This is a genomic window from Lachnoanaerobaculum sp. MSX33 (assembly GCF_000512995.1).
GTDB lineage: Bacteria > Bacillota > Clostridia > Lachnospirales > Lachnospiraceae > Lachnoanaerobaculum.
Genome location: NZ_AZXX01000092.1, coordinates 90,707 through 117,611, shown reverse-complemented (window position 1 = coordinate 117,611; position 26,905 = coordinate 90,707). Strand labels below are relative to the sequence as shown.

Genomic DNA, 26,905 nt, shown 5'->3' with positions numbered 1-26,905 from the left:
TGCAAATCGTTTACAGATACAGGCTCTTGCATACAACCTGTTTAATTGGTTTAGGTGATTGGTGCTCTCTACAAATATGAGAAAGCAGCAAATATTATGAAACTGCCACTACAGTTGGAATAGTAGTAACTTATGAGCCTTGATAATCCAATATCAAATGACTATTTTTGACACATAGGGATAGTGCCCCCTTTTTTCAGGTGATTTTCCAACTTACTAACGAGATAGCTTTATAAAACAATTATCTTGTAGGCTTTCTAAGCCAAATCTACTGTGGTTAATAATTCAGGATAAATATTTAATATTATCTATTTTAATTAACTTTATTTTTGTATGCATTAATATGGTGAATGTAGTATTTGTATAGGAGAAAGTATGGACATAAATCCGGTTGATAAAAAGAATGAAATATGCAAATTATTAGATGACTTAGAGGATGAATATGAAATTCATACTTTTGCTGAAATGAATAAAGAGTATGAATATTTAGAAGAAGATAATATCTGTATAACCGTACTTAACCCTACTTGTCAGTACAAGTTATATATAGATTTAGAGTATTACGGTGAGTTTACATTGAGCTATTATAAGTGGCACTCGCACTATTTCCCGGATGTTATGGATTATGAAGTGCTGTACAATGATTTAAAAGCTATACTAAATAATGATAAATGTACTGAAAATATAAGTAGCAAAAAAAGATTGATATATAGTGCTTTAACGGAGATAAAAGATATTGAATCTTACAATTTTAAGGCAGATAAAAGTCTTCCAAGTGAATTTATTAAGGAACTAAAGAAAGTTGGAGGAAGTGTAGAGCTGTTCTTTTGGGATTGCAGTAAGAATCTTACAATGGATATATAAATATAAAAACACAGAAAAAAAGTCATCGATGCATTAGCACATTGGTGACTTTTTTGTATACAGAGAATTATTTTAACTTAAGAAAGATATCATTGTTTCAAATGCTCTTCAAACAATCCGTTAAGATACCTGCCTATATCTTATATTTACAGATGCTTTACACTCTGTCTGCGTAAAAGCTGATAGGGCATTTTAAAGGAACTTCCCTTAAAAGATTCCGAGGAAAAATATTCAAGTAAGAGCTGTGCGGCTTTTACTCCGGTGTCAAAAGTGGCGTGTCGGATAGTAGTGAGAGAAGGTCTTATAGCTGTAGCCAAAATACTGTCATCAACTCCTGTTACAGAGATATGCTCAGGTACTTGTATATTATTATCATACATAAAATCAATAGCACCGACCGCAATATTATCACAGGCACATAGTACAGCTGTCGGAAGGATAGAGGATTTTTCATATATCTGATTCATACCGGCATATCCGTCAGCAATTGTAAAAGATTCTTGAAAGCTGATAAGATCTTGTGATGTATTTAATGAACATTCCCTAAGTCCCTTCATATAGCCGTCATATCTTTTCTTTCCGGCGGATAAATCATGCAGCGGTCCTCCTATAAAAGCGATATTTTTATGCCCCATATTGTAAAGAAAATGCACCATATCACAGATAGCCTGCTGATTATCCATATTTACAGAGCTTATAGGAATCTTTAAGCTAAAATCCGGAATATCCTGACAGACATAGATTACAGGCTTATTATTTCTATGTATCCAAAGCATATGTTCCTCAGGTATGTGGACATTTGCCATGATAATACCTTCTACCTGTTTATTTTTTAAAACATCCAGAAAATGAATTTCTTTTTCAAGTTCTCCATTTGTTTCACATATAACCGTATTATATCCAAGAGGAGTTACAACACTGTTTACACCCTGTAAAATCCTGCCAAAAACATTATTTGATATATCAGGAAAGAGCACACCGATAAGTTTGTTTGATTTTTTATTATCCTTTTTTGCGGAGATATTAGGAGTATATCCCAGTTCCCTTATTGCCTCCATAACCTTGGTTTTTGTAGCAAGTGATACGGAATTACTTTGGTTTATTACTCTGGAGATGGTGGAGATGGATACGCCTGCCGCTTTTGCCACTTCATTTATAGTAACCATATAAGCTCCTTTTATGAAAATAATAATGAAAATAAAAATAATCCTTTGAAAATCTATGAAAACAATATCATATTTGCATGAAAAATGCAAGAAAATACATACTTGCATAATCATTTATAAAAACTTTGGAGCATTTGCGAATAGGATATTTTTATTAAATAGTATAGTATAAAAACATAATTCGATAGCGGATAGGAGATGAGCTTATATGAAAAATATTTTCTACAAACCCGGGGATGGCTGGGTGGGTGATACCATTCCTTTTGCGCATGACGGTAAGTTTTATATTTTCTACCTTCATGATGAGAGAAAGGGAAATACAGAGGATGAGTATGGATATCGTACAAGCTGGAATCTTTTAATTACAGAGGACGGAGTAAATATTGAGGACTGTAAAGTAGTGCTTCCGGTAGGAGGGTACGATGATGCTGATTATGCCTGCTATACAGGTTCGGTGATAGAGGGAAATGACTCTAAATTCCATATGTTTTATACAGCACAGAATAATTATAATCCTAAATATCACAGAAACGGGAGACCTCTACAATATGTTGCGCATGCAATAAGTGAGGACCTTATACATTGGGAAAAACTGCCGGAACTGACATTCGGAGCGGATGAGTCAATATATGAACCATTTGACTGGCGTGATCCATTTGTTTTTTACAATGAAGAAGAAGAATGCTTTGATATGCTTCTTGCTGCCCGATTACAAGGTGCAAGTGAGAAAAACGGAGGCTGTGTAGGGCTTTGCAGATCATATGATTTGATTCATTGGAAGGCAATGCAGCCGTTTTACAATCCTAAATCATATATGACTCATGAATGTCCGGATTTATTTAAAATGGGGGATAAATGGTATCTTATCTATTCCACCTTCTCTGAAAAATTTGTGACACATTACAGGATGGCGGATAAAATAAGCGGACCTTGGACAGCTCCTATAGAAGATACCTTTGATGCCAGAGCATTTTATGCGGCTAAAACAGCACAGGCAAAAGATGTAAGGATGGCATTTGCCTGGGTACCTACAAAGCGTGGTGACAGTGATTTCGGTCAATATGAATGGGGCGGAAATCTTATAGCACATGAAATAAAGCAAGACAAAGACGGCAAACTGAAGGTAAAACCTTCAAACGGTTTAACAAATATTTTTGAAAAAGAAATTACTGCAAATAATATTGAAGATATTGAAATAAAAAATAATGAGGGGGAAAAGGTATATGTAATTGAAGGAATGAAAGAAACTTGTCTTATAGAGGCGACTATAGAGTTTTGCGAAGGTAGCAGGGCATTTGGCATAGGCTTAAGGCAGGATAAGGACTTTGCAAACGGATATTATCTTAGATTTGAACCGTTTTATAACAGAATTGTAGCTGATATGTGGCCAAGGCGTATAAGCGGAGTCAATCAATGGTATGTGGATGGGGATAAACCTTTTATGGTGGAACTTGAAAGACCTTTTGACTATAAAGCTTTGGAGGAAAATAAAGTAAATATAAAAGTTTTTGTGGAGGGCAGTATAATTTGTCTGTATGTAAATGATACCGTGGCATTGACAATGAGAGCTTATTCCACAGAAAGAAAATATTGGGGATTTTTTGTAAAAGACGGAAGTATTAGGGTTTGTGATATTCATATGTATGAAACAAAATAAAGGAGAGAGATTATGTATAAGAAAATAGTAACAGTATGCCTCATAGCAGGAATGGTATTGACAGGCTGTGCGGGTAAATCAGGGAGTACAACAAATTCATCAGAGGCTAAAGGTAAGGATGGTAATGTAAGAGAGATACATTATTTTTCTTCAAGATCGGCATCGGATGATACCATGGTTACATTGCAGGAGATAACAGATAAGTATAATGAGCAGGGTGGAAATATAAAGCTTGTTATCGACAGCAATGCCGACAGATCATCTTATGATCAAAAGCTTCGTACAATGATTGCAGGCGGTCAGATGCCGGATATGTTTGATTTGGATGCAACTCCTTATGCGAGTGAGCTTGGGGAGCAGAATATGCTTACAGATATGGATGCTTTTCTTGAGGAGATAGGCGAAAAAGACAGCTATATTCCACTGGCATTAAATTATGGAAGAACTGCCGAAGGAAAATTATATACTTTGCCTCTTGAACTTTCTACCGAGATGATTTGGTACAATGTTGATATGTTTAAGGATGCAGGTATTGAGGCACCAAAGACATTAGATGAACTTTTAGAGGCATGCAAGGTATTAAATGAAAAAGGTTATACAGCTTTTGGAATAGGTGGAGGAGACGGCTGGCCGCTACTTCGTCTGCTCGCAACATATCCATTTAGACTGTCGGGAAATGAATATTTAATTCAACTCTCATCAGGAGAGGCAAAGATGTCAGATGATACGGGTATGAAGGCTGCAACATTTATGTCAGAGATAGGAAAATATTTTCAACCCGGATTTTCCACAACTGATGTAGCTACAGGATTAAATCTTTTCTTGAGCGGAAAGTGTGCAATGTATCCTACAGGTACATGGGAATTAAATTATTTCACAGATAAAAACAGACCTAAGGGCTTGAATGTAGACTATTTTTATATGCCTACAATAAAGGATGCAAAGACGGAGCCAAATGATTACTGGGCATTTGGCGGTATAGGTCTTTCGGTAAATCCTAAGGTTTTTGATGATGAGTATAAGGATTATCTGACATTTATAGTTAAAAACTACAGTCCTGCTTACTTTGCTCATGAGCATCTTGCACCGCAAAAGGTTGAAATGGGAGATAATAACAGCTTTGATCCTTTATTCTTAAAGGTAATGGAGGATACAAATAATATAGGTTCCACTGCCGCAAGACCTTGGGATGTGGTATTAAGTGAGGATGTAATAGCAACAATCAATGATAATCTTCCGGGGCTTTGCATGGGAGAGGAAACTCCTGATGAATTTGTAAAAGCTGTAGATGAAGCTTTAAAAGCAAATAAATAAAAGTATATTTTAAGGGGCAAATATATTTTGCCCCAAATTGCATACATTGGAATATCGGTGATTTTATGAAGATTTTAAGAGATAAAAAAGCAATTGCCATATTTTTGCTGCCTGCTTTTATTGTCTATTCTATTATAGTTATGATACCTATACTGGTTTCGATTTACTATAGTGCTCTTGAATGGAACGGTATAGGCAAAAAAACTTTTGTAGGCTTAAGTAATTATATAAAGCTGCTTGGTGACGAAGTATTCAGGCAGGCATTTTGGAATAATATAATTTACATTATTATTGTAATGGTATTGCAGCTTGGCTTTGGTTTTATTATAGCTGTTTTGCTTACATATTTAAAAAAGGGAAGAGGGTTTATACAGACAGTATATTATATCCCCTCCGTTATAACGGTTATTGCGATATCACAATTATTTACAGGATTTTATTCGTATGAGCCTCTTGGACTTTTTAATATATTCAGAAAATTATTGGGGATGGAACCTATTGCCTTTCTAAGTGAATATAAAACCGTTTTGATTGCGGTTGCATCCGTAGAGGGATGGCAGTATATAGGTATTTATATGATTATTTTTTATTCCGCATTGGTTTCAGTATCTCCTGATATATTGGAGGCTGCAAGAATAGACGGGGCGAGTGAATTGCAGATTCTTGTAAAAATAAGAATACCTGCAATAGCAAATGTAATTATGCTCTCATGTATATTAAGCCTTGTAGGAGCTTTAAGAGGATTTGCCGCACCTATGAATATGACAAAGGGCGGACCGAATCACAGATCTGAAATACTTGCAACATATATGTATAAGAAGGCATTTACAAGCAGGGATTACGGATATGGCAGTGCCATTGCTGTGGTAATTGTAATACTGAGCATATTGGGAGTTTTATTAATCAGCAAATACATGGACAGTGAAAACGAATAGGAGGATATATGAAAAGAAGTATTAGAAAAGTAATATATTGGTCCGTTATGATTTTATTTTTAATAATTCAGGGATATCCTATTATTTGGCTGATTATAGCGGGCTTTAGGCCTAATATTGAGCTTTTGACACAGCCTTTTGCTTTTCCAAAAAGCTTTACAATGGAAAACTTTATTAAAATATTTACCGAGAGCAATATTATTACCTATATAAAGAACAGTGCGATAATTTCTGTAATATCACTGGTACTTATAGTTTTAATAAGTTCAATGGCATCATTTGCTATTGCTAAAATGAAATTTATGGGAAGAAAAAATATATACAGATATTTTCTCATAGGTCTTACCATTCCTTATGCGGTTACATTGATTCCACTGTTTACAATGTTTGCAAAAGTGGGGCTTATAAACACAAGAATCAGCGTTATATTGCCGCTTTTGGCATTTCAGCTTCCGGTATCAATAATGCTGTTTGTGAATTTTTATTCCTTTATTCCGGATGAGATTATAGAAGCGGCTGTTATAGACGGAGCAAATATTTACGGTATATATACAAAAATAATTATTCCACTGTCTTTAAATACTATAATGACAGTGCTTGCAATGAATTTTATTACAGTATGGAATGATTATACTTTCAGCCTTGTATTTATAAACAGTACGGAACTAAAAACAATATCCATAGGTCTTACAGATTTTATAGGACCGAGAGGTTTAAAAGACTGGGGCGCCACATATGCAGCCATATCAATGTCGGTATTCCCTACACTACTTATTTATTTCGGATTGAATAAAAAAATGACGGCAGGTATGACTTTGGGAGCGGTGAAATCATGAGTATAAAAGAATGTATTTTCAGACCTAAAAATCATTTTGCCCTAAAAAAAGGCTGGATAAACGATCCGAACGGTCTGGTATGGTTTCAGGGCAAATATCATTTATATTTTCAATGCAATCCATACAGTAATAATTGGGATAAAATGCATTGGGGGCATGCTATAAGCAATGATTTGATACATTGGGATGAATGTCCACCTGTTTTGATTCCTGATGAGGTATATGAAGATTATGATAAAGGGGGATGTTTTTCCGGTTCTGTAGTGGTTTCCGACAATAAAATATATGCTTTTTATACGGCTGTGGCATTGGTGGACGGTGTGGTTTTACAAAGGCAGTGCATGGCATATTCAAATGACGGCTATAATTTTACAAAGTATGAAAAAAATCCTGTTATTGAATCAATAGGTATTGATTTTCGTGATCCTAAGGTAATATTTTATGACGGATATTGGCAAATGGTCGTGGGAGGTTCGGACGGTGCGGCTTGTGATTTAAAAAGTCATGGAAGAATATATTTGTTTCATTCAAAAGACTTATTTAACTGGACATATAGCGGAATACTGTATGAGGCAAAAGACGGAGAGGGGACAATGTTTGAATGTCCGGATATTTTTGAAATAGACGGTAAATGGGTTATTACAGCTTCTCCTATGAATCGCACGGATTTTTTACCGACAATATATATGGTAGGAGATATAAATTTTAAAAACTGTATCTTTTATCATGATTACACCAAAACACCGGATTTTGGACCGCATTATTATGCATCACAGGTCTATAAAGATAAGTTTGACAGAGCGGTTTCGATGGCATGGATAGGGGGCTGGGAATGGATGCCCTGGATAAAAGATCACGGTCCTTCTACGGAAAACGGATATCGTGGTATTATGTCGTACCCAAGGCTTATCGATATGGACGGTAATAATCTGAAAATGCAGCCATACAGGCAGGATTTAGAAGAGAAAAGCATTGAATACAGCCATAAAAGCAAAATATCCGATAGAGTTATATGTAATCTTTTGGATGAAATGTGTGATTATATTTATATACAGGGAAATATAAAAAGAGATAAAAACAGCACGGAGCTTAATTTTATAATTTTTGACAGTGAAGAAAATAAAATCATTATAAAGCTTGATTTTTTATTCGGAAATATTATCACTGATTTCAGTGAGGCTGATGAGCATATAAAGAGCGGGATAAGAATATATAAGGCTGATATACAAAGAAATATTGATATAGATTTTGATATTATTAAAGACGGAAATGTATTGGAGGTTTATCTTTTTGAAGGGAAATATAATTTTACTTCTATGATATATCCCTGTGATGGAAAAATCGGCATAGGTATAAAAGCCAAAGATGCTCTTGTTACATATAAGTTTAATAATATTTCGGAGTAATAAAATCAGGGTGAACTATAAAGTGATGTCCGGATACATAAGAAAATATAATAGTAAAAACGATACTCTACAAATTCTTTTGAGAGAAGAATCAGAGTATCGTTTTTTGATTTTAGAAAATATATTTTTCAAGCTCCAACATAAATTTGCTCTGTGATATATGATTTTGAACAGTCATATAGGGTTGATCTGTTAGCGGTAGCTCTATTTTATCTATGTTCTTTCGATATGATTGTATATCTATTCCCATCTTTTTTTTAAATAATCTGTTGAGGTACCTGCTGTCTGAAAAACCTGCCTCACAGCAAATATCGCTTATCCTTAAATTAGTCTTGTTTAGGAGCGAAAATGCATGGTCAAATCTTATATTATTTAAATATTCTGTAAATGTAGTACCGGTCATTTTCTTTATAAAGTGAGATATATAATAAGTAGACAGCGACTCAAGATTTGCGATATCTTCCAATGTAATATTTTCCGAATGATGCTCAAACATATATTCAGTTATTCTTTGCAAACGTTTACCTTTTGAGCGACTTTGCTTTGTACTTTGTTCATCGATGAAAGGATCGGCTATTTTACTGAGCTTATAAATTAAGTCAAGAGCTTTTGCGCCTGCGCCTAATTCTGTAAATGCAATATCACTGGCATAACACATAGCACATTCAAATATTGTTTTATACAAATCAGAATTCTTATCATCAAAAACTATATGATTTTTCTTATATATAATGTCCGGACCGATGTTTTTATACAGTGCGTGATTTATCAAAAATATAACTATTTTATTATGGTGCTTATTGCTGTAGAAAGAGTGTGGCTGGTATCTGTTCACAATATAAATATCATTTTTCTTCAGTTTAAATACTTCATTATCTATTGCAAGATCTATATTTCCGTCAAGAATCATGCCTATTTCAAGATCGGAGTGGCAATGTACACTTCTTGAGAGAATTTCAATCATAAGCATAGCAAGGGAGTTTGTCTTTGTATGTCTTATGATTTCATATTCGGTTTTATTAGTTTTGATTGAGTTCAAGTCCATAGCATACATTCCTTTATATAAATAGAATAAATTAAGTCTTAAATATAGTTAAAAAATAGACAAATAAATATATAAATAAGGTCTATTTTGTTTTTAAATTCAGTATATTCTATAATATATATTATTTCAATATAGAAATAGCAATATAAACATCTATCAATAACAAGATTACCGACATTTACTTAAATATATCAGTTATTATAATACACACATGGAAAGTCGTTTATAAACTATATAGCAATATTATCTTTATTATTGCAGATTTGAAAGGAGACGTATTTATGAAAGAATTTTTCCCAAGCATTTCACCTATTAAATTTGAAGGAAGTGAGAGCAAGAATCCACTCAGCTTCAAATACTATGATGCTAAAAGAGTAATAATGGGTAAAACTATGGAAGAACATTTATCATTTGCTATGGCATGGTGGCATAATCTTTGTGCAAGCGGTGTGGATATGTTCGGACAGGGTACAGCAGATAAAGGTTTTGGTGAAAATCCGGGAACAATGGAGCATGCAAAAGCTAAGGTTGATGCAGGTATTGAATTCATGCAAAAGCTTGGAATCAAATATTATTGCTTTCATGATACAGATATCGTTCCTGAGGATCAGGAAGACATCAATGTTACAAATGCACGTTTGGATGAAATAACAGATTATATTCTTGAAAAGACAAAGGGAACAGATATCAAATGTCTTTGGGCAACATGCAATATGTTCAGTAATCCAAGATTTATGAATGGTGCAGGAAGCTCAAACAGTGCCGATGTATTTTGTTTTGCAGCCGCACAGGCTAAGAAAGGTCTTGAAAATGCTGTAAAGCTTGGAGCAAAGGGATTTGTATTCTGGGGTGGACGTGAAGGTTATGAGACTCTTCTTAATACAGATATGAAGCTTGAAGAGGAGAATATTGCCACATTATTTACAATGTGCAGAGACTATGGTAGAAGCATCGGATTTAAGGGTGATTTCTATATCGAGCCGAAGCCGAAGGAGCCAATGAAACATCAGTATGATTTTGATGCGGCAACAGCAATAGGATTCTTGAGAAAATATGGACTTGATAAGGATTTTAAGATGAATATTGAGGCAAATCACGCCACATTGGCAGGACATACATTCCAACATGAACTCAGAGTATCTGCAATTAACGGTATGCTTGGCTCTGTAGATGCAAACCAGGGTGATACACTACTTGGCTGGGATACAGATCAGTTCCCTACAAATGTATATGACACTACTCTTGCTATGTATGAAATATTAAAGGCAGGCGGTTTAAGCGGTGGATTAAACTTTGATTCAAAGAACCGTAGACCAAGTAATACAGCTGAAGATATGTTCTATGGATTTATAGCAGGTATGGATACATTTGCACTTGGTCTTATAAAAGCCGCACAAATAATTGAAGACGGTAGAATAGATGAATTCATTAAAGAGAGATATTCAAGCTATAACTCGGGAATTGGAGAGAAGATAAGAAACAGATCTGTCACATTGGTAGAATGTGCGGAATATGCGTTAAAGATGAAAAAGCCTGAGTTACCTGAGTCAGGAAGACAGGAATATTTGGAGACTGTAGTAAATAATATATTTTTTAATTCAAAGTTATAAAAACACCTGATTAGGAACGTTAAAATCAGGTTTATATAAGGAGGACAATATGAAAATTAAGAAATTATGTGCATTTGTAGCAGCCGGTATGTTAGCTTTATCGTTGGTGGCATGTACTGACGGAAATGAGCCTGCAAAGACGCAGAGCGAGCAGACACAGGCTGAGAGTACCAAGGTAGAGGGTAGCTCCGAAGAAGCAAAGGCAATGGGTGGAAAAATCGGTATATCAATGCCTACCAAGTCTCTTGAGAGATGGAATCGTGACGGTTCTTATCTTGAAAAAGAGTTTGAAAAAGCAGGATATGAGGTTTCACTTACTTACTCTGACAATAAGATCGATCAGCAGGTAAAAGATATCGAGGGTCTTATTGCCGATAAGGTTGATTTACTTGTAGTAGCTGCAATAGACGGTGAGTCACTCGCACAGGTTCTTGCTGAGGCAAAGGGACAAAAAATTCCTGTTATTGCATATGACAGACTTATCATGAATACAGATGCAATATCATACTATGTTTCTTTTGATAACTACACGGTAGGAAAACTTCAGGGTGAGTTTGTGGCAGAGAAACTTGATCTTGCCAATGCAGGTGATAAGAAGTTTAATATTGAGTTTACAGGTGGTGATCCTGCAGATAATAATGCAAAATTCTTCTTTAACGGTGCAATGGATGTTATAAAGCCATATATTGAGAAAGGAACAGTTGTAGTTCCTTCAGGACAGACAACATTTGAGCAGGTTGGTACTGCACAGTGGGATACATCAAAGGCATTATCAAGATTCCAGAATATTCTTGGTTCATATTACTCAGACGGTACACAGCTTGATGCGGCTGTATGTTCAAATGACTCTACAGCTTTAGGTGTAACACAGGCTATTCAGTCAGATTATGCCGGAAGTAATGAGATAATAATTACAGGTCAGGACGGAGATGAGGCAAACCTTGCAAATATTATTGACGGAAAGCAGACAATGACAGTTTATAAGGCTGTTGCAAACGAGGCTATTGCGACACTTAACCTTGGTGCGGCAATATTAAATAATGAAAAACCTGATGCATCACTTATTGAAAAATCAGGCTGGAGCTTTGATTGTACATATGATACATCATCATATGACAATGGAGCGGCTGTAATACCTTCATATCTTTTGGTTCCTGTTACTGTAACAAAGGACAATATCCAAAAGGAACTCGTTGATACAGGATATTACACAATGGGAAGTGATGGTTATCCACATCCTGTACAGTAAATTACAGCAGGCTCCGGGGAAACTTTGCGAAATATTATCGTAGATAACGATATAAGATTATAATATTGCCTTATATGGCGGAAAGGCGGATGTATTGAAAGATTATATTTTAGAAATGAAAAATATTACAAAGGAATACCCCGGAGTAAAAGCTTTAAATAATGTAAATCTGAAGATCGAAAGAGCAAGTATTCATGCATTGGTAGGAGAGAACGGAGCAGGAAAATCCACTCTGATGAATATTCTCTCCGGAACCATTGCATATAATGAGTATACCGGTCAGATCCTCTACAACAATAAAGAATGTAAATTTCAAAAGATACATGACAGTGAAAAGCTGGGTATAGTGATAATACATCAGGAACTGGCCCTTATACCCGAGCTTACAATTGCTGAAAATATGTTTCTTGGAAATGAGAGAAAAAACAGATTCGGTGTGATAGATTGGAATGAGACTTTTCATCAGGCTGACACAGCTATGAAAGCTGTAGGTTTAAATGAAGACACACAATCTCTTATAAAGGATATCGGAACCGGAAAACAGCAACTTGTAGAGATCGCCAAGGCTATATCAAAAGATGTAAAGCTTTTAATTCTGGATGAGCCGACATCTTCACTTAATGATGAGGATTCAAGAATGCTCCTTGATATGCTCATACGTTTTAAAAAAGAAAAAGGCATTACATCTATTATTATTACACATAAATTGCAGGAAGTTGCATATGTGGCTGATGAAATAACAGTAATAAGAGATGGAATGACTATTGAGACCATTGATAATTCGGATCATTGTATAAATGAAGAACGCATTATAAAAGGTATGGTTGGACGTGAGCTTGAAGACAGGTATCCCGCAAGAGAACATGTAATAAGTGATGAAATAATGTTTGAAGCAAGAGATTGGTCGGTATATCATCCTATATATACTGAAAAATGTGTTGTAAATAATATCAGTTTTCATGTAAAGAAAGGTGAGGTTGTAGGTTTTTCAGGTCTGCAAGGTGCAGGAAGAACAGAGTTGGCCAAATCACTTTTTGGAAAGAGCTATGGAAGTCATATTTCAGGTAAGGAATTTATTGCAGGTAAAGAGGTCTTCTTAAACAGCTCCAGAGATGCAATAGTAAACGGTTTGGCTTATGTTACAGAGGATAGAAAAACCGACGGATTGATACTTTCAGAAACAATTGCAAAAAACACTACTTTGGCAAGAATGGAAAAAATAGCAGATAAAAGAGGTGTTGTAGATGTTTCAAAAGAAAATATGGTGGCAAAAGAGTATGTAAAAGCCATGAAAACAAAAACACCGTCTGTTTTACAAAAGGTGGGAAACCTTTCAGGTGGAAATCAGCAAAAGGTTCTTTTATCAAAATGGATGTTTGCAGGACCTGAAGTTTTATTCCTTGATGAGCCTACCAGAGGAATAGATGTAGGCGCAAAATATGAGATCTACTCCATTATCAACGATATGGTGAGTCAGGGTAAATCTGTGGTAATGATTTCATCAGATCTTACTGAGCTTTTAGGTATGTGCGATAGAATTTATGTTATGAATGACGGTAAGATCACCGGAGAATTTAGTGCCGAGGAAGCTACACAGGAAAAAATAATGAGTACGATTTTAAAATCAGATCGTACTGCAGTAAATTAGGAGGTAAAAATGAATGCAAATAAATTTGTAAAAAAATATACAATGGTACTTGCGCTGCTTGTAGTTTTTGTATTCTTTACATATCTTACCGGGGGTAGACTTCTTTTAGCACAGAATATTTCAAATCTGCTACTGCAGAATGCATATGTTCTTATAATGGCATGTGGTATGCTTTTATGTATACTTACCGGTGGAAACGTTGATTTATCTGTCGGATCAACACTATGTTTGTCGGCGGCACTTTCAGCTAAACTGTTGAGTATGGGAATAAGTCCGTTTGTTGCAATTCTTGCTTCACTTGCAGTTGCATGTGTCATAGGTGTATGGCAGGGATGGCTTATAGGGTATATTCATATACCTCCTTTTATCTGTACATTGGCAGGTATGTTCCTGTTTAGAGGTATTGCAAGAGTTATTTTAGATTCAAAGACTGTAGCAATAATGGATAAAAGATTCTTAAGTTTATTTACATCATATATTCAAATTCCGGGATTTGATGTAAACCAGAGAGTTATTTCATCAATGGTAGTCGGTATTGTGGTTGCAGCGGCAATTACAGTATATACTTTTATTGCTGAAAGAAAAAAGGTTAAAAAAGGATATGAAACTGCAGGTTTCGGATTAACCGCTGCAAGAGTTTGTATATTTGATCTTGTGATATTATTCTATGCATATAAGCTTATGAGTTATAAGGGTATTCCTATAATGCTTATTTGGATTCTTGTAGTAGTTGCCGTTTTTGCATTTATTACAAGTTCAACAGTATTTGGAAGATATTTTTATGCTGTGGGAGGTAATGAAAAGGCTACAAGGCTTTCAGGTATAGATCCAAGAAAGGTATATTTTTGGGCATATTTTCTTATGAGTCTTTTAGCAGGACTTTCAGGACTTTTGGTAGTAGCACGTATAGGATCTGTAGACGGAAACATGGGTAGTTCCTATGAGATGGATGCTATTGCATCATGCTTTATAGGTGGAGCATCCGCCTATGGTGGTTCCGGAACAGTTCAGGGTATAATGATAGGTGCAATACTCTTAGGTGTTATAAATCAAGGTATGTCAATTCTAGGACTTCCGGATCAGTATCAATACATTGTAAAAGGTGCTGTACTTTTGGGAGCGGTAGTATTTGATGTGGTATCAAACCATAAAACAGGAAAATCATAATAAACAGGGCTATTGCCATACCGGTATATAGCCCCTATCCTGCTATAAAAATATTAAGAGAGGAGGAAGCAGGTGTTTGACAATATAGTTTCCAGAAAAAATACAAATTGTGCTAAATGGGATGAAATAATAGATGAATGTGGAGTTGATGATTTGATACCGCTTACAGTTGCGGACATGGATTACAGAGTAGCACCGGAAATAATGACGGCTGTTATAGAAGCTGCTAATCATGGAATATACGGATATACAAATGTCAGTGATAAATATATTGAACTTTCAAGAAAATGGGCACAAAATAATTACGGCTTCAGTCCTGAAAATGAATGGATAGTTTACTGCCCAAGAATAATTCAGGCGATATCTTTAATAATACAAAACTATACTAAAAAAGATGACAAAGTTCTTGTCTTTACACCACTTTACGATCCTATTCAAAATGCGGTAAGAATCAATGAAAGAAAACTTGTTGAATGTTCTTTGCAATTAAAAGAAGAGCATTATGAAATTGATTTTGATGATTTTGAAGAAAAGATAAAAAACGGAGTGAAAATATTTATCACCGTATCTCCACATAATCCTGTGGGAAGGGTGTGGACAGAAGATGAAATAAAAAAGACAGTTGAAATATGTAAGCGATACAATGTATTGATTATATCCGATGAAACTCATGCGGACTTTATATGGAAGGGAAAATTCATATCTTATGCATCTTTCTATGATATGTATGAGAATATAATAATAGGATTATCAACTTCCAAAAACTTTAATATTGCGGGACTTGAGGCAAGCAATATAATTATCAAAAATGAAGAGCTTAGGAGTTTTTTCAAAAAACTTTTGAGGCAGGGTGGAATACATAATCCAAGCTATTTTTGTATACCGGCTGTTATAGCAGCTTATGAATATGGCGAAGAATGGCTTACTATTGCAAAAGAGAAGATAAAAGAAAACATGGATATCATAAAGAAGTTCTTTGAAAATGACATGAGAGGCTTTAAAGTAATTGATTCTGAAGGAACTTTCCTTTCATGGGTCGATTACAGAGCACTTAATATTTCAGAAGACAAATTAAAAGAGCTTATGATAGAAAAAGCACATATAGCATTTTCACCCGGTAGCGGATATGGTGAAGACGGAAGGGGATTTTTCAGAGTAAATGCCGCATTGCCTAAGTGTTTATTGGAAGAAGCTTTATTCAGATTTAAAAATAATATAAATTGGGAGATATTTTATGAGTAAGACAAAAAGAAAACCTACAGTGCTTCAAGCATTGTTTCCTATACTTTCAATGCTTATAATTCTCGGAGTTGGAATTGCATTTTTATCATTGCCGGCAGAGCCTTTGATTGTTTTGGCGGCCGTAGTATCAGGTATACAGGCAATATTCCTCGGATATTCATATGATGATATAATGAATGAGATAGCAACCAAAATTTCAAAGGTTTGGGGAGCGCTGTTAATTTTGATTATAGTAGGGTTTATGATAGGTTCATGGATGCTTGGCGGTACTATACCTATGCTTATCTATTATGGATTAAAGCTTATAAGTCCTAAATATCTTGCACTTACAGCATTTATACTTACAGCAATAGTGTCGGTTCTTACCGGTACATCATGGGGTTCAGCAGGAACTATAGGTGTAGCATTTATGGGTGTTGCTATAGGAATGGATGCAAACCTTGCATTGGTAGCCGGTGCAGTGGTATCAGGAGCGTATTTCGGAGATAAGCTTTCGCCACTTTCAGATACTACCAACCTTTCATCTGCAGTTTGCGGTGTAGATCTATATGAGCATGTTTATAATCAGATGTGGACTACGGGAAGTGCGGCAGTTTTATCTGTAATATTTTACTTTATAATGGGACAGGTAGGTGTAGGAAAAAATGTTGTAGTACCTGAAACTATAAATATACTTACAGGCACTCTTGATCAAATGTTTAATTGGAATATTTTGCTACTTGTTCCTCTTGTAATAGTACTTGTAGGATCAATTACAAAGAAACCTACAATTCCCGTTATGCTTGTTGCATCAGCGGTTGCACTTATAAATGCTGCAGTATTCCAAGGAGCTGATTTAAAGAGTATTGTAGATGTTACATTAAACGGATTTAATGTAGAGATGATTGGAATGACTAAGGACGAGGTTGCACCGGAGCTTGTACGACTCCTCCACAGAGGTGGAATGATGTCGATGATGAATACACTTCTCATTGCGGTTTGTGCTATTTCATTTGCAGGAACCATGAGTGTAACAGGCGCTTTGGAAGTCGTAATTTCCAAGATGCTTGAAAAGATTAACTCAACATTTAAACTCGTAGCTTCAACAATAGTTACTTGTCTTATAATCACAGGTGTTACAAGTAACGGTCAGGTATCTATTTTGATGCCGGGAGAAGCTTTTAAGGATGCTTATATTAAGATGGGTCTGCATCCGAAGGTATTATCAAGAACACTTGAGGACTCTGTTACATGTACGGAATGTCTTATTCCGTGGACAGCGGCAGGTGCATATATGGCAAGTACACTTGGTGTAGATACTCTTCATTATCTACCATATGCAATATTAAATTATTCAGGTATGATTTTTGCACTTGTATTGGCACTTACAGGAATCGGTATCACGAGATTAGATAAGAATAAAAGAAAATAGTCTAATATGTAAATAATCTAAAGAGTCGGACATGTATATAGTGTCCGACTTTTTTCTTAAGAATCAACTTAATCCCTATTTTTTCCTCCTCTCTTTTAATTTTACACAATATTTGATATAATCAATAATTATAGAAAATAAGGAGGCTTTTATGGCTGATACAATGAATATAAAAGATAATTACGAAGTAGAGACAAATGAAAACGGAAGACTTGGCGAAGTAAAGATTGCCGATGAGGTTGTAGCCGTTATTGCAGGTATTGCAGCTACAGAGGTAGAAGGTGTAGATTCAATGGCAGGGAATCCTACAAAAGAAATAGTAGGTAAACTTTCAGGAAGTAAGACTGCAAAGAGTATGAGAGGAGTTAAGGTAGAGGTAAATGATGATAAGGTTTGTGTTGACCTTGCAATCAATGTAAGCTACAACTACAATATTCCTGAAGTGAGTGAGAAAGTACAGGAGAGAGTCAAGAATGCTATCGAGAATATGACAGGGCTTACAGTGCTTGAAGTAAATATTAAGATAGCATATGTTGTAGCAAATTAATGAGAACATTTTCGAGTACTTATATTAGAAAGATAGCAACTTTAGGAATGCTGACGGCTTTGGCAATGGTACTTGGCTTTGTTGAAACATTAATACCTATAAATTTAGGTATACCGGGTATGAAGTTAGGCCTTGCAAATCTGATTGTGATTATTGCTTTTTATTTATTTGATATAAAAACAGGGGTAATAGTTTCACTGCTTAGAATTGTTTTGATAGCTATGACATTCGGAAATATTTCAATGATGTTTTATTCTATATCAGGAGCAGCACTCAGTTTGCTTTGTATGATTTTAGCAAAACAAATCAAAGGCTTTTCTATGGTGGGAATAAGTATCATAGGTGGTATAATGCACAATGTGGGACAGATAATCTGTGCGGCATTTGTGGTAAGAACAAACGGAGTATTCACATACTTGCCTGTACTGATGATTGCAGGAGTGGTCAGCGGAATGCTTATAGGAATAGCGGCATCACTTGTTATAGTGAGAGTAAAACCCTATATACGCAAGTAAATTATAATAGATAACTATAAAGTGTTTATTATTTAAATATATTATTAAACAGAGATTCATTGCAAGTTTGATTTTATAATCAGGCTTGCTTTTTAGAGATTTTAGAATGGAGATAAAATGGCAAATACAAAGATTGATGTAGTATCAGGTTTTTTAGGTGCAGGAAAAACCACTTTTATAAAGAGACTTGTTGAAGGAAATAAGGACAAGGGAAAAACAATAATAATAGAAAATGAGTTCGGTGAGATCGGTATAGACGGAGGATTTTTAAAGAATTCAGGCATTGAAATCAAAGAGATGAACTCAGGATGCATTTGTTGTTCTTTGGCAGGAGATTTTGAGGCATCTTTAAGAGAACTTTTATCAACTTATGAGCCGAACAGAGTTATTATAGAACCGAGTGGCGTAGGAAAGCTTTCAGATGTATTAAAGGCTGTTTCGGATGTTGAAAAAGATTTGCCTGTAGAGTCAAATTCTGCCGTAACGGTTGTTGATGTTAAAAAGTGCAAGATGTATATGAAGAATTTCGGTGAGTTCTTTAACAACCAGATTCAATTTGCTAATACTATAATCTTATCAAGAACGGATTTGGTGGATAATACTAAAATTGAGGAAGCCGTTGCACTTATTAAAAATGTAAATCCTGATGCGACAATAGTTACAACACCTCTTGATAAATTAAGCAATGAAAAGATAGAAGAGCTCTTATCAAGTCCTATAGATTTAAAGGCTGAATTGCTTGATGAATTGGCAAGAGAGCATGAACATCATCATGAGCATGATCATCACCACGATCACGACCATCACCATGAACATGATGAGGATTGCGGATGCCATGAACATGAGCACCATCACGAACATGACGAGCACTGCGGATGCCATGATCACGATCACGAGCATCACCACGATCACGACCATCACCATGAGCATGACGAGCACTGCGGATGTCATGATCACGACCACGAGCATCACCATGAACACGAGCATGATCACGACCACCATCACGATCACGAACATCACCATGATCACTGTGGATGTGGGCATGACCATCATGATCACCATCATGCAGATGATGTATTTGACAGTTGGGGAATGGAGCAGGTACCTGCAATAAGCGAAGAAAAGTTAAAGAGTGTACTTGATAGCTTTGCTGATGAGGAAAGATTCGGAGTGGTTCTTCGAGCTAAGGGAATGTTAAAGGATGCAAACAGTGATGATTGGTTCTACTTTGACCTTGTTCCGGGAGAGAGCGACATCAGAAGAGGTGATGCGGAGTATACAGGTAAGGTATGTGTAATCGGCGCAGGATTAAAGACTGAAGAAATAGAGAAGTGTTTTAGAGCTTAAAGCTTATTGATTGGAGAAGTTATGGAAAGATTACCTATTTTTGTCATCAATGGTTTTTTAGAAGCCGGTAAAACACAATTTATGAAGTTCACAATGCAGCAGGAGTATTTTCAAACTGAAGGCAACACCTTGTTGATTGTATGTGAAGAAGGTGAGGAGGAATACGATAAGGAATTATTGGAATCTACTCACACAACCGTAAAGTACATAGATGATATATCGGATTTTACAAAAGAAAAGATGATAGAGTTTACCAAAGAGGTAGATCCTGAGAGAATTCTTATAGAATGGAACGGGTTGTGGGAACAGGACAAGATACAAATACCTGATATCTGGTATGTAAATCAGATGATTACAATTTATGATACATCTACATTGGACCTCTATATAAAAAACAAGGATTTAAAGGCATATATGGGTAAGATGCTGAAGGATTCAGAACTTGTTATATGTAACAGAGCCGATGATATTGATGAGGAGATTTTAAGTACATATCATCTTCAAATAAAGGCTATGGCACCAAATGCGGAAATCATTTTTGAGGGCGAAGAAGGAGAGATTACCGGAGATTTCAGTATAAATCTCCCATATAATCTTGATGATCCGAAGCTTATTATTAAGCCTGAGGAATACGGTATCTTCTATGTGGATGCTATGGACAGAACCGAAAAGTATGACGGAAAAGAAGTTGAGTTCGTTGCTCAGGTGGTAAGACCTGACGGAATCGGTGATGATATATTGATTCCGGGTAGAAGAGCAATGACTTGTTGTGAGGCGGATATTCAGTTCCTTGGCTTCGTGTGTCATTACAAAGGTGCAAAGAATTTTAAGAACAAGGACTGGGTAAAAGTTAAGGGCAAAATAAAGTATGAGATGAGCCCACAATACCGCGCTAAAGGACCTGTAATATATGCAAATGATATTTTACTTACAGGACCTATAGACGGATTAGTACAGTTTTAGGAGAAATATGTCTGATTTAGAATTACTGGAAGAAGCAAAAAAGGCCAGAAAAATGGCCTATGTTCCATATTCAAAATATAAAGTAGGTGCTGCACTTATGACCAAATCAGGAAAGATTATACATGGTTGTAATATAGAGAATGCGGCATATACTCCGTGTAATTGTGCGGAGAGAACAGCTTTTTTTAAAGCGGTATCTGAAGGAATATATGATTTTTGTAAGATAGCCGTTGTCGGAGGCTTTGAAGACTCTGATGCGGATGCTTTATGTACTCCATGTGGAGTTTGCAGACAGGTCATGCAGGAGTTTTGTAACCCTAAGGAATTTGAAATCGTAATGTCTGACGGTGCAAAGGTGAAAACCATGAAATTGGAAGAGTTGCTACCGTTCGGATTTGGACCTGATAATCTAAAATGACAGTTAAAAATGTACATATAAAAAACAGATATAGGAAGGTTTAATGAAGAAAACATTATTAAATAAATTTATTCTGGTAACGACAATGGGTACGATACTTGTCACAGGTGTCGGAAGAAATATTTTTATAAAAGATATCAATGCGTTTACTACAAAGAAGGGTACGGTAGATGTAAGTGCACTTAATGTAAGATCAAATGCCGGTACCGGAAATAATACTATTGCTACACTGGAAAGAGATACAAGTGTTACAGTACTTGATGAAGTAAACAGTGACGGAATGTATTGGTATAAAATAAGTTTTAATACCGGCTCAGGTGACAGAGAAGGCTATGTTGCAAAGAATTATATAAAGACGGAAAGTACTGCGAAGTATACAACAGACAAGACTTTTGAGTCTGAGATAGCTGGATTTCCTGAGAGTTATAAGAACAGATTAAGGGCTTTACATGCCGAGTATCCCAACTGGAAGTTTGTTGTACAAAATGTAGATATTTCATGGGATGAAGTTATAAGGAATGAATCGATAGTCGGAGTTAATCTTGTAAAAAAGAATGCAAAGTCATCTTGGAAATCAACTGCAAGAGGTGCGTATAACTGGAGTAACGGAACTTGGCCGGGATTTGACTCAAATGAATGGGTTGCCGCAAGTGAAAGTATTATAAGATACTATATGGATCCAAGAAACTTTTTGGATTCAACCAATATATTTCAGTTTTTAAACCATGGATATACTACAGGTGAACAGACTGAAGAAGGTGTTGAGAAGATGCTTAAAGGTACTTTCATGGAAAGTAAATCAAGTGTTAAGAGCAATGTACCGTCTGCAACATCGGCACCGACAACTTCAGCTACAACTGCGGCAACTACAGCGGCTTCTACAACACAAGCGCAGAATGCCGGACCGGTTGCAGACCTGAATGAGAAGATAGAACTTGTAGGACCGACAGGAGAAAGTTTAACCGCCGCAACACTACCTAAAGAAGAACTTCCTACGGTGGAAGATAAAGATAACGGTCCGGGATATACCGAACCTGCACCTGCGCCGATTTTTGAATCAACTACGGAGTTCAATGATACGGAGCACGGACCGGGAGTGGTAAACAGTGACAGTATTAAAGAGAGTGTAAGTGCTTCAAACAGCACATATGCATCAACATCAGCAAGTTCAGCCGGTGAAAATGCAAATGCACTTTCAAACGGTACTACATATGTTGATATGATTATGGATGCCGCCAAGAGTTCAGGTGTTAATCCATATGTTATAGCCGCAATGCTTATACAGGAACAGGGAGTTAAAGGCACATCAGGGCTTATAAGCGGAGCAACAGGTATTTATAATTTCTTCAATATAGAGGCTTATCAGTCGGGAAACCAGAGTGCAACAAGCAGAGGTTTGGCGTGGGCAGGAAGCGGAAATACATACCTTCGTCCATGGAATACAAAGGCTAAAGCAATAATAGGCGGTGCCATGTTCTATGGAAGTACTTATTCAAAAGCCGGACAGAACACATTCTACTTAAAGAAGTTTAATGTTCTTGGTGAAAACAAATATAAGCACCAATATATGACAAATATTGAAGGCGCAAAGAATGAGGGAGCTATGCTCTCAAGAGCATATTCCGAGGAGGACAAAAAGGGAGTTTTCACATTCCATATACCTGTTTATAAAGATATGCCTGAGGTACCTGAAGCAATGCCGACAGGAGACGGTAGTCCGAATAACAGATTGTCATCACTAAGTATAAGCGGATATAATATTACACCCGGCTTTAGTAGTGACAATTATTCTTATACGGTTGAATTGCCATCCAATGTAAATAATGTTAATATTAAAGCAAACGCGGCCGATGCAAGTGCAACTGTATCAGGAAGCGGTGATATTGAACTGAACTCTTCCAACTCCGCAGTTGACATAATTGTTACAGCTCAAAACGGAACTAAAGAGAAGTACAGCATAAATATAAAGAGAGGAAATTAATACTGTTTCTACATTTTATGTAGGGTTAATGTCAGAGGATTAAGATGAAATATTTAAAAAAGCCTAATGTAAATATCGTCATACCTTCATTTATACTTACATTGATATTTTCAGCAGTAATAGCTTTTAATGCTTTTGCTATGGGTATCAGTATAAGCTTTGCAGATGTCAATGCAACAGTGGGTGATGAAGTAAATTTGGTAATGAGTTTATCGTCAACAGACGGAAACATTGACAGCGCAAATATAATGCTCAGTTATGATGACAGCATTTTGGATTTTGTCGGAGGAACAAATGCACAGGGTGGGGCAGGTAGTATAAAAGTCACATCCAATACAGGAAGCAGCAGCAACAATCAAAACTATTCCCTGAAATTTAAAGCCAAGACAGCCGGGGAAACTACAGTCGTTGTAAGTACATGGGAAGTATATGATACAAACTCAAAGATGGCTACAATGCAGTCTCAAGGCAGCGGAAGAATAAAGATAAAATCTGCAGAACAGACTACTGCCGAAGAGTCTACTGTTGAAAAGAATAAGGAAGCGGCAACTACAGTTGCGGTAGATAAAAAGGATGCAATGCTTTCTTCTTTGAAAGTCAGTCCGGGTAAGCTTTCACCTGATTTTAGCAGTACTGTGAAAAATTACGACATGAATGTAGCAGGAAATATATCCAACATTGCAGTCAACGCAAAGGCAAGACAGGATGGGGCAAAAGTAGTTATAACAGGAAATGATAATCTTGTGGTCGGAGTGAATGCTATTAATGTAAAGGTAACATCACCTGACGGTTCGGCTGTAGAAAGTTATATTATAAATGTAAATAAAAGTGCGGTAAAAAAAGAGGAAGCCTCAGAGTCTTCTTCAGAAACTTCAGCAGAAGAAGTTATCGAAGAGAGCGAGAGCAGTGCAGATGTTTTGGATCTGGTTTCCACAGATAACGGGCTTACCTTAGGCGGAATTGATTATCAGGTATCGGATTCATTTGATAAAAATATCCTGCCTGAAGGTTTTGAAGAGTCTACATTCACATATAAAGGTAGAGATGTCAAGGCCGGAAAAATGAAGGGTCAGGATGTATATATCCTTTATCTTGTAGGCAATGACGGCTCAGGAGATTTCTACATATATGATGATGCTGCGGATACATGGGCTGTATATACACAGCTTACCACAAATACCAAGAGCATTACCGTAATGCCTATTGATAAAGGTGTAGAGGTACCTAAGGGATTTATTGAAAGTATTATAAATATAAACGGTAAAAAGATTCGTGGATGGATTTGGGGCAGTGACAATGAAAAGAGATATTGTGTTGTTTATGCCATGAATTCGGAAGGTAAAAAAGACTTCTACAGATATGATATGGAAGAGCATACAATACAAAGGTACTTTGCCGATCCAAATGTAGACACAGGTGTATCGACTGAAGAATATAATGCACTTGAAAAGAAATATGAGAAGAGTAATGAGTGGGTAAGAAATTTAATTGCACTTGCGGTTATATTGATTATTTTTATAATAATTTTACTTTTGTCAAGAGCTTCAAATAAAAAGAATGCTGCAAAGACGGCACAAAAACCTGCCAAGAAGAAAAACAAGAGTAACATTACTTCAAAAGTGGATTTGATACCTGAAGAAGAGATGAATGATGAAACTACTCTTGAATATATGCCTTTAAGTAAGAAAAAGGAAGAAGAGCCTGTAAAGTCGGAAGATGAATCGGATGATTTTGATGTAATAGACCTCTCAAACGGTGAAGTTATAGAAGAAGAGGATTTTGAAGTAGTAGAAGAACTTAAAAACGATTCTGATGATGAAGATGATGATTTTGAAGATTTAGATATTTAAAAAATAACCACCCGGTAATTCGGGTGGTATTTTTTATGGATTATAATTTAGAACTTCTTTTTCTTACCGTATTTCGGCTCGGCGGTAAGTCCTATTCCAAGTTTGTTTAGAGTCTTTACATCTGCTTCTGAAAGCATTACGGAAGAATGCATTTGTAAACCTTTAAGTTTCGGAATGGCATTTAAGGCTTTTCTTGCATTCTCATCGGTAGCGGCTGAAATAGAGAGAGCTATAAGAGCTTCATCTGTATGAAGTCTCGGATTATTACCACCAAGATATGTGGTTTTTAATTCCTGCACAGGTGCAATAACTGTAGGTGAAATAAGCTTTATTTCATCATCCACACCGCTGAGAGCTTTTAATGCATTTAAAATAAGTGCGGCACTTGCACCGAGAAGCTCGGAAGTCTTACCTGTAATAAGTTCACCAGTTTCAAGTTCAATAGCTGCTGCAGGGGTATTTGTGGCTTCAGCTTTTAAAAGTGCTGCAGAAACAGCTTTTCTGTCATTAATACTTGTTTTTGCCTGTTGCATTATAAGCTCAAGTTTATAAATTTCATCAGCTTTGCATTCTCCTTTAACAAATCTTGCAAGTGAATTATAGTATCTTCTTATGATTTCCTGTTTACTTGCCTCTCTGCATACCTCATCGTCAATAATACAGTTACCGGCCATATTTACTCCCATATCTGTAGGAGATTTATATGGGCATTCTCCAAATATTCCCTCAAAAATTGCCATCAAAACAGGATATATTTCTATATCTCTGTTGTAGTTTACAGTTGTTGTTCCATATGCTTCCAAATGGAAAGGATCAATCATATTTACATCGTTTAAGTCAGCTGTAGCAGCCTCGTATGCGAGGTTTACAGGGTGTTTCAGAGGCAAATTCCAGATAGGAAATGTCTCAAACTTTGCATAACCTGCTTTAATTCCTCTTTTATTCTCATGATAGAGCTGAGAAAGACATGTGGCCATCTTTCCGGATCCGGGTCCCGGAGCGGTAACTATTACAAGAGGTCTTGAAGTGACGATATAATCATTTTTTCCATAACCTTCTTCACTCACGATATGTGCCACATTGCTTGGATACCCGTCAATCAAATAAAGCTTGTATACTTTTATACCGAGATTTTCAAGTCTTTCCTTAAATTTGTCCGCACTCTTTTGCCCCGAATACTGCGTAATACATACACTGCCTACAAACAATCCTTTTCTTCGAAATTCATCTATAAGTCTGATTACATCGGCATCATAGGTAATACCATGATCTTCTCTAATCTTGTTTTTTTCAATATCCGATGCAGAGATTGAGATAATTATTTCGGCCTGATCTTTTAGTTGAAGAAGCATTCTAAGCTTTGAATCAGGTTCAAAGCCCGGAAGTACTCTGGATGCATGGTAATCATCAAAGAGCTTTCCGCCAAATTCAAGATAGAGTTTATCACCAAAACTTGCTATTCTTTCTCTTATATGCTCAGATTGTGTTTTTAAATACATCTGATTATCGAAACCGATTTTCATAATACGCCTTCCTTCTTTAGTATGAACTGTTATATAAAATTAAAATAGAATTATATCACTTTTTAAAACCGTATTAAAGGGGGAACAACATAGTTTATTAATTAAATTAATTTTCAAATATTTGAACACGATTATAATATTTTTTCATTTATTATTAAAAAAGAAATCTGCAAACTTATATATTATAAATATAATTAAAGTGATATACTAA

At 35.9% G+C, this 26,905-nt stretch carries 22 protein-coding genes; 19 read left to right on the top strand and 3 right to left on the bottom strand.

Going from position 1 to position 26,905, the window contains the following annotated elements; all coding sequences use genetic code 11:
* Positions 1-375 precede the first annotated feature (375 nt).
* On the top strand, positions 376-864 hold the full coding sequence (locus tag HMPREF1495_RS11945) for a hypothetical protein (protein ID WP_051402834.1): 489 nt from the start codon (positions 376-378) through the stop codon (positions 862-864).
* 146 nt (positions 865-1,010) lie between these two features.
* Here the strand turns inward: HMPREF1495_RS11945 and HMPREF1495_RS11940 are convergent, their stop codons facing one another.
* Positions 1,011-2,030, bottom strand: a complete 1,020-nt coding sequence (locus HMPREF1495_RS11940) for a LacI family DNA-binding transcriptional regulator (RefSeq protein WP_034215164.1) — start codon at positions 2,028-2,030, stop codon at positions 1,011-1,013.
* Between the two features lie 208 nt (positions 2,031-2,238).
* Between HMPREF1495_RS11940 and HMPREF1495_RS11935 the strand changes: the two genes are divergently transcribed.
* From HMPREF1495_RS11935 to HMPREF1495_RS11915, 5 genes are all read left to right on the top strand, one after another.
* The gene (locus HMPREF1495_RS11935) at positions 2,239-3,687 is read left to right on the top strand and encodes a glycoside hydrolase family 32 protein (RefSeq protein ID WP_034215162.1); all 1,449 of its coding nucleotides are present in this window, start codon (positions 2,239-2,241) and stop codon (positions 3,685-3,687) included.
* Positions 3,688-3,699: 12 nt separating this feature from the next.
* On the top strand, positions 3,700-5,001 hold the full coding sequence (locus HMPREF1495_RS11930; protein WP_034215161.1) for an ABC transporter substrate-binding protein: 1,302 nt from the start codon (positions 3,700-3,702) through the stop codon (positions 4,999-5,001).
* A 65-nt stretch (positions 5,002-5,066) separates the two neighbouring features.
* Entirely contained in the window at positions 5,067-5,936 is an 870-nt protein-coding gene (locus HMPREF1495_RS11925) for a carbohydrate ABC transporter permease (RefSeq protein WP_034215158.1), read from the top strand.
* Positions 5,937-5,944: 8 nt separating this feature from the next.
* Positions 5,945-6,772, top strand: a complete 828-nt coding sequence (locus tag HMPREF1495_RS11920; RefSeq protein ID WP_034215155.1) for a carbohydrate ABC transporter permease — start codon at positions 5,945-5,947, stop codon at positions 6,770-6,772.
* On the top strand, positions 6,769-8,178 hold the full coding sequence (locus HMPREF1495_RS11915) for a glycoside hydrolase family 32 protein (protein WP_034215152.1): 1,410 nt from the start codon (positions 6,769-6,771) through the stop codon (positions 8,176-8,178). The genes HMPREF1495_RS11920 and HMPREF1495_RS11915 overlap by 4 nt, the downstream gene beginning before the upstream one ends.
* A gap of 112 nt (positions 8,179-8,290) precedes the next feature.
* Here HMPREF1495_RS11915 and HMPREF1495_RS11910 read toward each other — a convergent pair whose 3' ends face one another.
* Positions 8,291-9,223 (bottom strand): AraC family transcriptional regulator, encoded by a 933-nt coding sequence (locus HMPREF1495_RS11910; RefSeq protein WP_034215149.1) that lies wholly within the window; start codon positions 9,221-9,223, stop codon positions 8,291-8,293.
* Positions 9,224-9,504: 281 nt separating this feature from the next.
* Here HMPREF1495_RS11910 and xylA point away from each other — a divergent pair, with 281 nt between their 5' ends.
* From xylA to HMPREF1495_RS11845, 13 genes are all read left to right on the top strand, one after another.
* A complete protein-coding gene (xylA, locus tag HMPREF1495_RS11905) occupies positions 9,505-10,833 on the top strand; it encodes a xylose isomerase (protein ID WP_034215146.1) in 1,329 nt (442 codons plus the stop codon).
* Between the two features lie 49 nt (positions 10,834-10,882).
* Positions 10,883-12,082 (top strand): substrate-binding domain-containing protein, encoded by a 1,200-nt coding sequence (locus HMPREF1495_RS11900; protein ID WP_034215143.1) that lies wholly within the window; start codon positions 10,883-10,885, stop codon positions 12,080-12,082.
* A gap of 94 nt (positions 12,083-12,176) precedes the next feature.
* Positions 12,177-13,730, top strand: a complete 1,554-nt coding sequence (locus HMPREF1495_RS11895; RefSeq protein ID WP_034215139.1) for a sugar ABC transporter ATP-binding protein — start codon at positions 12,177-12,179, stop codon at positions 13,728-13,730.
* 9 nt (positions 13,731-13,739) lie between these two features.
* Entirely contained in the window at positions 13,740-14,897 is a 1,158-nt protein-coding gene (locus HMPREF1495_RS11890) for a sugar ABC transporter permease (protein ID WP_034215136.1), read from the top strand.
* A gap of 72 nt (positions 14,898-14,969) precedes the next feature.
* A complete protein-coding gene (locus tag HMPREF1495_RS11885; RefSeq protein ID WP_034215133.1) occupies positions 14,970-16,139 on the top strand; it encodes a MalY/PatB family protein in 1,170 nt (389 codons plus the stop codon).
* Positions 16,132-17,550 (top strand): Na+/H+ antiporter NhaC, encoded by a 1,419-nt coding sequence (gene nhaC, locus HMPREF1495_RS11880; RefSeq protein ID WP_034215130.1) that lies wholly within the window; start codon positions 16,132-16,134, stop codon positions 17,548-17,550. Before HMPREF1495_RS11885 ends, nhaC begins: the two co-directional genes overlap by 8 nt.
* Positions 17,551-17,701: 151 nt before the next feature.
* Positions 17,702-18,097: an Asp23/Gls24 family envelope stress response protein gene (locus HMPREF1495_RS11875; protein WP_007592221.1), complete on the top strand. Its 396-nt coding sequence runs from the start codon at positions 17,702-17,704 to the stop codon at positions 18,095-18,097.
* Positions 18,097-18,612: a Gx transporter family protein gene (locus HMPREF1495_RS11870; protein WP_007592218.1), complete on the top strand. Its 516-nt coding sequence runs from the start codon at positions 18,097-18,099 to the stop codon at positions 18,610-18,612. Before HMPREF1495_RS11875 ends, HMPREF1495_RS11870 begins: the two co-directional genes overlap by 1 nt.
* A gap of 117 nt (positions 18,613-18,729) precedes the next feature.
* Positions 18,730-19,959, top strand: coding sequence for a CobW family GTP-binding protein (locus HMPREF1495_RS11865; RefSeq protein WP_034215127.1), 1,230 nt, complete (start codon positions 18,730-18,732; stop codon positions 19,957-19,959).
* A gap of 21 nt (positions 19,960-19,980) precedes the next feature.
* Entirely contained in the window at positions 19,981-20,922 is a 942-nt protein-coding gene (locus tag HMPREF1495_RS11860; RefSeq protein ID WP_007592215.1) for a TIGR03943 family putative permease subunit, read from the top strand.
* 7 nt (positions 20,923-20,929) lie between these two features.
* On the top strand, positions 20,930-21,340 hold the full coding sequence (gene cdd / locus HMPREF1495_RS11855) for a cytidine deaminase (protein ID WP_007592213.1): 411 nt from the start codon (positions 20,930-20,932) through the stop codon (positions 21,338-21,340).
* A gap of 43 nt (positions 21,341-21,383) precedes the next feature.
* Positions 21,384-23,321: an SH3 domain-containing protein gene (locus tag HMPREF1495_RS11850; RefSeq protein ID WP_034215124.1), complete on the top strand. Its 1,938-nt coding sequence runs from the start codon at positions 21,384-21,386 to the stop codon at positions 23,319-23,321.
* Positions 23,322-23,365: 44 nt separating this feature from the next.
* The gene (locus HMPREF1495_RS11845) at positions 23,366-25,171 is read left to right on the top strand and encodes a cadherin-like beta sandwich domain-containing protein (RefSeq protein WP_034215121.1); all 1,806 of its coding nucleotides are present in this window, start codon (positions 23,366-23,368) and stop codon (positions 25,169-25,171) included.
* A gap of 47 nt (positions 25,172-25,218) precedes the next feature.
* On the opposite strand, the gene HMPREF1495_RS11840 is transcribed toward HMPREF1495_RS11845, so the two are convergent.
* A complete protein-coding gene (locus HMPREF1495_RS11840) occupies positions 25,219-26,694 on the bottom strand; it encodes a DUF1846 domain-containing protein (protein WP_007592207.1) in 1,476 nt (491 codons plus the stop codon).
* Between the last annotated feature and the right edge of the window lie 211 nt (positions 26,695-26,905).

Bases quoted from the DNA above. Each gene is read 5' to 3' on its own strand.
- HMPREF1495_RS11945 (WP_051402834.1), top strand. From the start codon at position 376: ATGGACATAAATCCGGTTGATAAAAAGAATGAAATATGCAAATTATTA.
- HMPREF1495_RS11940 (WP_034215164.1), bottom strand. From the start codon at position 2,030: ATGGTTACTATAAATGAAGTGGCAAAAGCGGCAGGCGTATCCATCTCC.
- HMPREF1495_RS11935 (WP_034215162.1), top strand. From the start codon at position 2,239: ATGAAAAATATTTTCTACAAACCCGGGGATGGCTGGGTGGGTGATACC.
- HMPREF1495_RS11930 (WP_034215161.1), top strand. From the start codon at position 3,700: ATGTATAAGAAAATAGTAACAGTATGCCTCATAGCAGGAATGGTATTG.
- HMPREF1495_RS11925 (WP_034215158.1), top strand. From the start codon at position 5,067: ATGAAGATTTTAAGAGATAAAAAAGCAATTGCCATATTTTTGCTGCCT.
- HMPREF1495_RS11920 (WP_034215155.1), top strand. From the start codon at position 5,945: ATGAAAAGAAGTATTAGAAAAGTAATATATTGGTCCGTTATGATTTTA.
- HMPREF1495_RS11915 (WP_034215152.1), top strand. From the start codon at position 6,769: ATGAGTATAAAAGAATGTATTTTCAGACCTAAAAATCATTTTGCCCTA.
- HMPREF1495_RS11910 (WP_034215149.1), bottom strand. From the start codon at position 9,223: ATGGACTTGAACTCAATCAAAACTAATAAAACCGAATATGAAATCATA.
- xylA (WP_034215146.1), top strand. From the start codon at position 9,505: ATGAAAGAATTTTTCCCAAGCATTTCACCTATTAAATTTGAAGGAAGT.
- HMPREF1495_RS11900 (WP_034215143.1), top strand. From the start codon at position 10,883: ATGAAAATTAAGAAATTATGTGCATTTGTAGCAGCCGGTATGTTAGCT.
- HMPREF1495_RS11890 (WP_034215136.1), top strand. From the start codon at position 13,740: ATGAATGCAAATAAATTTGTAAAAAAATATACAATGGTACTTGCGCTG.
- nhaC (WP_034215130.1), top strand. From the start codon at position 16,132: ATGAGTAAGACAAAAAGAAAACCTACAGTGCTTCAAGCATTGTTTCCT.
- HMPREF1495_RS11875 (WP_007592221.1), top strand. From the start codon at position 17,702: ATGGCTGATACAATGAATATAAAAGATAATTACGAAGTAGAGACAAAT.
- HMPREF1495_RS11870 (WP_007592218.1), top strand. From the start codon at position 18,097: ATGAGAACATTTTCGAGTACTTATATTAGAAAGATAGCAACTTTAGGA.
- HMPREF1495_RS11865 (WP_034215127.1), top strand. From the start codon at position 18,730: ATGGCAAATACAAAGATTGATGTAGTATCAGGTTTTTTAGGTGCAGGA.
- HMPREF1495_RS11860 (WP_007592215.1), top strand. From the start codon at position 19,981: ATGGAAAGATTACCTATTTTTGTCATCAATGGTTTTTTAGAAGCCGGT.
- cdd (WP_007592213.1), top strand. From the start codon at position 20,930: ATGTCTGATTTAGAATTACTGGAAGAAGCAAAAAAGGCCAGAAAAATG.
- HMPREF1495_RS11850 (WP_034215124.1), top strand. From the start codon at position 21,384: ATGAAGAAAACATTATTAAATAAATTTATTCTGGTAACGACAATGGGT.
- HMPREF1495_RS11845 (WP_034215121.1), top strand. From the start codon at position 23,366: ATGAAATATTTAAAAAAGCCTAATGTAAATATCGTCATACCTTCATTT.
- HMPREF1495_RS11840 (WP_007592207.1), bottom strand. From the start codon at position 26,694: ATGAAAATCGGTTTCGATAATCAGATGTATTTAAAAACACAATCTGAG.